The following is a 6,206-nucleotide window of genomic DNA, read 5'->3' on the forward strand; positions in this document are numbered from 1 at the left end:
AACACCGACTTCAACGTGCAGCTGACCGCAGCCAAGGACGCCGGCGCCGACCTGGTGTTCATGCCCATCTACTACACGCCCGCTTCCCTGATTCTGTCCCAGGCCAAGAGCATGGGCTATGCGCCCACCTTCTTCGGCTGTGACGGCATGGACGGCATCCTGGATCTGGAGGGCTTTGACACCTCCCTGGCCGAGGGCCTGATGCTCATGACCCCCTTCAACGCCTGGGCCACGGACGACCGCACCGTCAAGTTCGTGGATGAGTACGAGTCTGCCTACGGCGGTATCCCCAACCAGTTCGCCGCTGACGGCTATGACTGCATGTACGCCATCTATGAGGCCTGCCAGGCCGCCGGCATTACCGCCGACATGAGCGCCCAGGACATCTGCGAGGCCCTCATCGCCCAGTTTACCTCCGGCGACTTCAGCGTCGACGGCCTGACCGGTACCGGCATGACCTGGTCCGCCAACGGCGAGGTCTCCAAGGCCCCCGTGGTGGTCAAGGTTGAGGGCGGCGTGTACGTCACTCAGTAAGTTCATCAGCGTCCGCTGACATAGGCCTGAAAGCGGGCTGCCGGCGCGCCCGGCAGCCCGCTTTTCCCCGTATTATCCGTTTGTATGGCGGACACATCCGCAGCCCGGCGGGCCGCTGATGTTTCTGCCATACACAGTGCCTGAAATACACAGAGAGAGGTGAATGGCTTGAGTTTCCTCAATAATCTCATCACCGGCATCAGTCTGGGCAGCGTCTACGCCATCATCGCCCTGGGCTACACCATGGTATACGGCATCGCCAAGATGCTGAACTTTGCCCACGGCGATATTATCATGGTGGGCGCCTATGTGATTTTCTTTGCCACCGGCAGCTTTGGCCTCAACCCCATTGTGGGGATTCTGCTGGCCGTGGTGGTGTGCACCGTCCTGGGCGTGGTCATTGAAGGCCTGGCCTACAAGCCCCTGCGCCAGGCGTCCTCCCTGGCGGTGCTCATCACCGCCATCGGCGTCAGCTACTTTTTGCAGAACGCCGCCCTGCTGCTGTGGGGCGCCGACCCCAAGGTGTTTACCTCCGTCATCCCCGAGGGCTCTCTGCCCATTGAAGGGGTGAACATCACCTATGTGTCCCTGGTCACCGTGCTGGTCTGCATCATCATCATGCTGGCCCTCACCTGGTTCACCAGCAAGACCAAGCTGGGCAAGGCCATGCGGGCCTGCTCTGAGAACAAGGACGCGGCCCGGCTCATGGGCATCAACGTCAACCGCACCATCTCCATGACCTTTGCCATCGGCTCCGCCCTGGCAGCCATTGCCAGCGCCCTGCTCTTCTCCAGTTACAAGAACCTGATTCCCACCAGCGGCTCCCTGCCCGGCATCAAGGCCTTTACCGCCGCCGTGTTCGGAGGCATCGGCTCCATCCCCGGCGCTATGCTGGGCGGCATCCTGCTGGGCATCATCGAGACCTTTGCCAAGGTGATCAATACCAACATTTCCGACGCGGTGGTGTTTGCCGTGCTCATCATTGTGCTGCTGGTCAAGCCTGCCGGCCTGCTGGGCAAGACCATCCGCGAGAAAGTGTGAGGTGGCCCGCATGAAAAAGCTCTCTCCCGGCCGCAAACGGCTGGTCAACAACTCCATCACCTACGGTATTGTCATTGCCGCGTTCATTGTGATGCAGGTCTGCAACGCGGGCGGCCTGCTCTCTCCCTCCATCCAGGGCCAGCTGGTGCCCATCTGCGCCTATGTGGTCATGGCCATCGCCCTGAACCTGGTGGTGGGCATCTCCGGCGAGCTGAGCCTGGGCCACGCCGGATTCATGAGCGTGGGCGCCTTCTCCGGCGTGGTGGCCGCCATGTCCCTCCAGAGCGTCATCCCCAGCGATGTGATCCGGCTGGCCATCGCCATGGTGGTGGGCGCGGCGATGGCCGGCGTGGCCGGCGTCATCGTGGGCGTGCCGGTGCTCCGCCTCCGGGGCGACTACCTGGCCATCGTCACCCTGGCCTTTGGCGAGATTATCCGCAATATCTTTAATGTGCTCTATGTGGGCGTGGATGAAAAGGGCCTCCACTTCTCCCTGCAGAACGAGGCGGCCCTCCACCTGAGCGAGAACGGCAAGGCCATCCTGAAGGGGCCCATGGGCTTTACCAGCAATGCAAAGCTGGCCAGCTTCACCGCCGGCTTCATCCTGATTCTCATCGCCCTCACCGTCACCCTCAACCTGGTGCACAGCCGCTCCGGCCGGGCCATTATGGCCCTGCGGGACAACCGCATCGCCGCCGAGAGCGTGGGCATCGGCGCCACCAAGTACAAGCTCATGGCCTTTGTCACCTCCGCTGTGATGGCCGGCGCCGCCGGCGTGCTGTACGCCATGAACTACTCCTCTATGGCCCCGAAGAAATTCGACTTCAACACCTCCATCCTCATTCTGGTCTTTGTGGTGCTGGGCGGCATCGGCAATATCCGCGGCTCCATCATCGCCGCGGCCTTCCTCACCGTGCTGCCCGAGCTGCTGCGCAGCTTTGACCTGGATCAGTACCGGATGCTGGTGTACGCCATCGTCCTGATCCTGGTCATGATTGCCACCAATAATCCCGTCATCCGGGGCTTCTTCGCCCAGGTGAAGAGCCGCATCACCGGGGCGGACCGGGAAGAGCAGAAGGGAGGCGCGGCACAGTGAGCAGACCACCTCGTCCTGAGACCAAGCTGGTCCCCGTGCCCAGCAAAAATATGATCCCCGAGCGGGACATCGACAAGGACCCCATCCTGGAGGCCCAGCACCTGGGCATCGACTTCGGCGGCCTGACCGCCGTGGACGACTTCAACATGGCCATCGGCCGCACTGAGATTGCCGGCCTTATCGGCCCCAACGGCGCGGGGAAAACCACGGTATTCAACCTGCTGACCAAGGTGTACCAGCCCACCCGGGGCACTGTACTGCTGGACGGCGTGGATACCCACAACATGAACACCGTCCAGGTCAACCGTGCGGGCATCGCCCGCACCTTCCAGAATATCCGGCTGTTCTCCAACCTGAGCGTGGAAGACAACGTGAAAATCGGCCTGCACAATCAGGTAGGCTGCGGCATGTGGCAGAGCATTTTCCGCCTGCCCGGCTACTGGAAGAGCGAGAAGCTGGCCCACGACCGGGCTATGGAGCTGCTGAGCATCTTCGACATGCAGGGCCTGGCCGACGCCAAGGCGGGAAGCCTGCCTTACGGCGCCCAGCGCCGGCTGGAGATTGTCCGGGCCCTGGCCACTAACCCGTCCCTGCTGCTGCTGGACGAGCCCGCCGCCGGCATGAACCCCTCCGAGACCTCCGAGCTGATGGACAACATCGTCAAAATCCGGGACACCTTCCAGATTGCAATCCTGCTCATCGAGCACGATATGAACCTGGTTATGGGCATCTGCGAGGGCATCTGCGTGCTCAACTTCGGCCAGGTCATCGCCAAGGGCACCCCCCAGGAGATTCAGAACAACCCGGAGGTCATCAAGGCCTATCTGGGCACCGGAAGGAGTGAGTGACGCCGTGGCCATGCTGAACGTAGAGAACATCAATGTGTATTACGGCGCTATCCACGCCGTCAAAGACGTATCCTTCACCGTGGAGGAGGGGGAGATCATCACCCTCATCGGCGCCAACGGCGCCGGCAAGTCCACCATCCTCAAAACCATCTCCGGCCTGCTCCACAGCCACACCGGATCCATCACCTTCCAGGGGGAGAACATCGGCGGCATTCCCGCCCATAAGCTCATCCCAAAGGGACTGGCCCAGGTGCCCGAGGGCCGGGCTGTATTCCTCCAGATGAGCGTGGAGGAGAATTTGCAGATGGGCGGCTACACCCGCCCCGCCGCCGAGATTCCCGGCAGCCTGGAGCGGGTGTACGCCCAGTTCCCCCGGCTGAAGGAACGGCGCAGGCAGGTGGCCGGCACCCTGTCCGGCGGCGAACAGCAGATGCTGGCCATGGGCAGGGCCCTCATGTCCAAGCCCAAGCTGCTGATGCTGGACGAGCCCTCCATGGGCCTGGCCCCTATCCTGGTGGACCAGATTTTCGACATTATCAAGGAACTGCACAGGGCGGGCACCACCATCCTCCTGGTGGAGCAGAACGCCCAGATGGCCCTGTCCGTGGCGGACCGGGGCTATGTGCTGGAGACCGGCCGGGTGGTTACTACCGGCACCGGCGCCGCCCTGCTCCAGGATGAGAGCGTCAAGAAGGCCTATCTGGGCGGATGAGGACGCCACAAAACTGCGGTAAGAAAACAGCGCGCCCCTGTCCCAAAGCGGGACAGGGGTGCGCTGCTTTGCTGTTTTATGCTGCTTTTCAGGGGATTACATACCGGTGGGGACTGGTGGTATAGCCCTTTCCATACTCCACGGTCATATAGAGGGTATCCTGGCCGTGCTCCAGCTTTACATAGCAGACGCCGCCGTCAAACCGGTCCGTGATGTCGATGCTCTGGCCGTACCAGTGGACCCACACCGAACCGTCCTCCCGGTATTCCACGTCCGGCATGGACAGCTCTTCCAGGATCTCCTCCTCTGTGAGGGGCCGCTCGCTCCCGTCGGAAGTGAAGGCCACGCCACCGCCGGACTGCTCCTGAATCCCGCCGTTCCCGTCGGGGTACTCCAGGCGGTAGCTGCCGTCTTCGTTGAGCTGAATGGTGGCTGTGGTCTGGTCGCCGTTGATCCAGAGCTGGACAGTGCGCTGGATCCCGCCCACGTCGGCGGCGTAGGCGGCTGTGGCGCTGCCTACCAGCAGGATACAGGCGGCGGCCAGAACCGCTGCGGCCTTAAATCGATGGTACCGTACAGGATGTCTCATGGTCTCAGCCTCCAAAGAAAATTCCCGAGAGGCATGAAGGGCGGAAAAAGCCCGCTTGTATTTCTCATGATTCGTCATCTTCCCATGCCTCCTTCAATGCGCTGCGAAGGGATGCCCGGCCCCGCGACAGCCTGGTCTTTACGTTTCCCGGCGTGATGCGCAGAATATCCGCAATCTCGTTTACCGTGTAATCCTCATAATAAAACAGATGGATTACAATGCGGTACGTTTCCGGCAGCGCCATTACCGCCTCGAACAACCCGGAGGACTCCTCCGAATCAAAGACCAGGGTCTCCATATAGTCCTCCAGCGGCAGCGCTTTCCGCCGGAAGAAGGTGCGGGTCTTGTTTTTCGCCTTGTTGATCGCCACCCGGAGGAGCCACGCGCGTACATGCTCCGCTGTCTCAAACTCCTTTTTCTGCGTCCAGTACTGGAGCAGGGTATCCTGTACTACGTCCTCGGCATCCTGAGGGCTTTTGCACACGCTGAACGCCGCGGCGTAGAGATGGTTCTGGTAGGTTTTCACCACTGCTTCGAGGGATGGCTTCATAGGCGCGCTCCTTACCTGGATTGAAAGGCCTTTCACTGATTATACAATTGAGGGGTGGGAAAGGTTACAGGCCCGGAAAAAATTTTCCGGGCCTGCGTATGCATCCACAAAAGTGCGGACGGATGTGGAAAAGTCAGAGCCGGAAGAGCAGCAGAACGGCAAGGCTCAGGCTGGATGCCGCCAGTCCGGCGGCAAGGTTCAGACAGAGTTCTCTCATGTGACGACACCTCCCAAGACGCGCTTTTTATCTATTATAAGGGAATATCCCTTAAAAGTAAATAAGGGATATTCCCTTATTCCATACTATCCATTGAGGTGATGGATATGTATGCGCGCATCCGCGCCCTGCGGGAGGACGCCGACCTGAAGCAGAAGGAGCTGGCGGCCATGCTCAATCTCCACCAGACCACCTATTCCGACTATGAATTGGGACGTCTGAACGTGCCCGCGCCGGTGTTGATCCAGCTGGCGGAGTTTTACCACACCAGCGTGGACTATATTCTGGGCCTGACCAATGTGCGGGAGCCCTATCCCAGGGCGTAAAAATGCCCGGCGCACCTTCGGGTGCGCCGGGCACAGGCTTTTATAGGGTTATGCATCCCGATCGGGCAGGCCGGTGAGATAGCGCCGGACCATGTCGAAGGCGTTGGTGGCGGCCACGGTGCGGATGCGGGCCCGTCCGTTGATGAGGTGCAGCTCCCGCAGCCGGGTGCCATCAGGGGTGTCCAGGGCCGCATAGACGAGGCCCACCGGGTTGCCCCGGTCGTCCGGGTCGGGGCCCGCCACGCCGGTGAGGGACACGGCCAGGTCGCAGCCCAGCACCTTCCGGGCGCCCT

At 61.5% G+C, this 6,206-nt stretch carries 9 protein-coding genes; 6 read left to right on the forward strand and 3 right to left on the reverse strand.

Annotation, left to right across the window (positions count from 1 at the left end):
- From Q0K06_RS13470 to Q0K06_RS13490, 5 genes are all read left to right on the forward strand, one after another.
- Positions 1-534 (forward strand): ABC transporter substrate-binding protein (locus Q0K06_RS13470; RefSeq protein ID WP_294553549.1); only part of this gene is annotated, 534 nt, incomplete at its 5' end.
- Between the two features lie 168 nt (positions 535-702).
- Positions 703-1,575, forward strand: coding sequence for a branched-chain amino acid ABC transporter permease (locus Q0K06_RS13475; RefSeq protein ID WP_294553553.1), 873 nt, complete (start codon positions 703-705; stop codon positions 1,573-1,575).
- A gap of 10 nt (positions 1,576-1,585) precedes the next feature.
- On the forward strand, positions 1,586-2,671 hold the full coding sequence (locus Q0K06_RS13480; protein ID WP_294553557.1) for a branched-chain amino acid ABC transporter permease: 1,086 nt from the start codon (positions 1,586-1,588) through the stop codon (positions 2,669-2,671).
- 50 nt (positions 2,672-2,721) lie between these two features.
- Positions 2,722-3,519 (forward strand): ABC transporter ATP-binding protein, encoded by a 798-nt coding sequence (locus tag Q0K06_RS13485; protein WP_294553571.1) that lies wholly within the window; start codon positions 2,722-2,724, stop codon positions 3,517-3,519.
- A gap of 10 nt (positions 3,520-3,529) precedes the next feature.
- Positions 3,530-4,231, forward strand: coding sequence for an ABC transporter ATP-binding protein (locus tag Q0K06_RS13490; RefSeq protein WP_294553574.1), 702 nt, complete (start codon positions 3,530-3,532; stop codon positions 4,229-4,231).
- Positions 4,232-4,319: 88 nt separating this feature from the next.
- Here the strand turns inward: Q0K06_RS13490 and Q0K06_RS13495 are convergent, their stop codons facing one another.
- Positions 4,320-4,820, reverse strand: coding sequence for a hypothetical protein (locus Q0K06_RS13495; protein ID WP_294553560.1), 501 nt, complete (start codon positions 4,818-4,820; stop codon positions 4,320-4,322).
- A 64-nt stretch (positions 4,821-4,884) separates the two neighbouring features.
- Entirely contained in the window at positions 4,885-5,370 is a 486-nt protein-coding gene (locus Q0K06_RS13500; protein WP_294553563.1) for an RNA polymerase sigma factor, read from the reverse strand.
- A 324-nt stretch (positions 5,371-5,694) separates the two neighbouring features.
- On the opposite strand from Q0K06_RS13500, the gene Q0K06_RS13505 reads away from it, so the two are divergent.
- Complete coding sequence (locus Q0K06_RS13505) at positions 5,695-5,913, forward strand: helix-turn-helix transcriptional regulator (RefSeq protein ID WP_294553566.1); 219 nt, start codon at positions 5,695-5,697, stop codon at positions 5,911-5,913.
- A gap of 48 nt (positions 5,914-5,961) precedes the next feature.
- Here the strand turns inward: Q0K06_RS13505 and Q0K06_RS13510 are convergent.
- A partial coding sequence (locus tag Q0K06_RS13510; protein WP_294553569.1) for a CinA family protein occupies positions 5,962-6,206 on the reverse strand: 245 nt, incomplete at its 5' end.

This window comes from uncultured Pseudoflavonifractor sp., from assembly GCF_944387805.1.
GTDB lineage: Bacteria > Bacillota > Clostridia > Oscillospirales > Oscillospiraceae > Pseudoflavonifractor.

Coding starts and splice junctions, on each gene's coding strand:
- Q0K06_RS13480 (WP_294553557.1), top strand. CDS start 1,586: ATGAAAAAGCTCTCTCCCGGCCGCAAACGGCTGGTCAACAACTCCATC.
- Q0K06_RS13485 (WP_294553571.1), top strand. CDS start 2,722: ATGATCCCCGAGCGGGACATCGACAAGGACCCCATCCTGGAGGCCCAG.
- Q0K06_RS13490 (WP_294553574.1), top strand. CDS start 3,530: ATGCTGAACGTAGAGAACATCAATGTGTATTACGGCGCTATCCACGCC.
- Q0K06_RS13495 (WP_294553560.1), bottom strand. CDS start 4,820: ATGAGACATCCTGTACGGTACCATCGATTTAAGGCCGCAGCGGTTCTG.
- Q0K06_RS13500 (WP_294553563.1), bottom strand. CDS start 5,370: ATGAAGCCATCCCTCGAAGCAGTGGTGAAAACCTACCAGAACCATCTC.
- Q0K06_RS13505 (WP_294553566.1), top strand. CDS start 5,695: ATGTATGCGCGCATCCGCGCCCTGCGGGAGGACGCCGACCTGAAGCAG.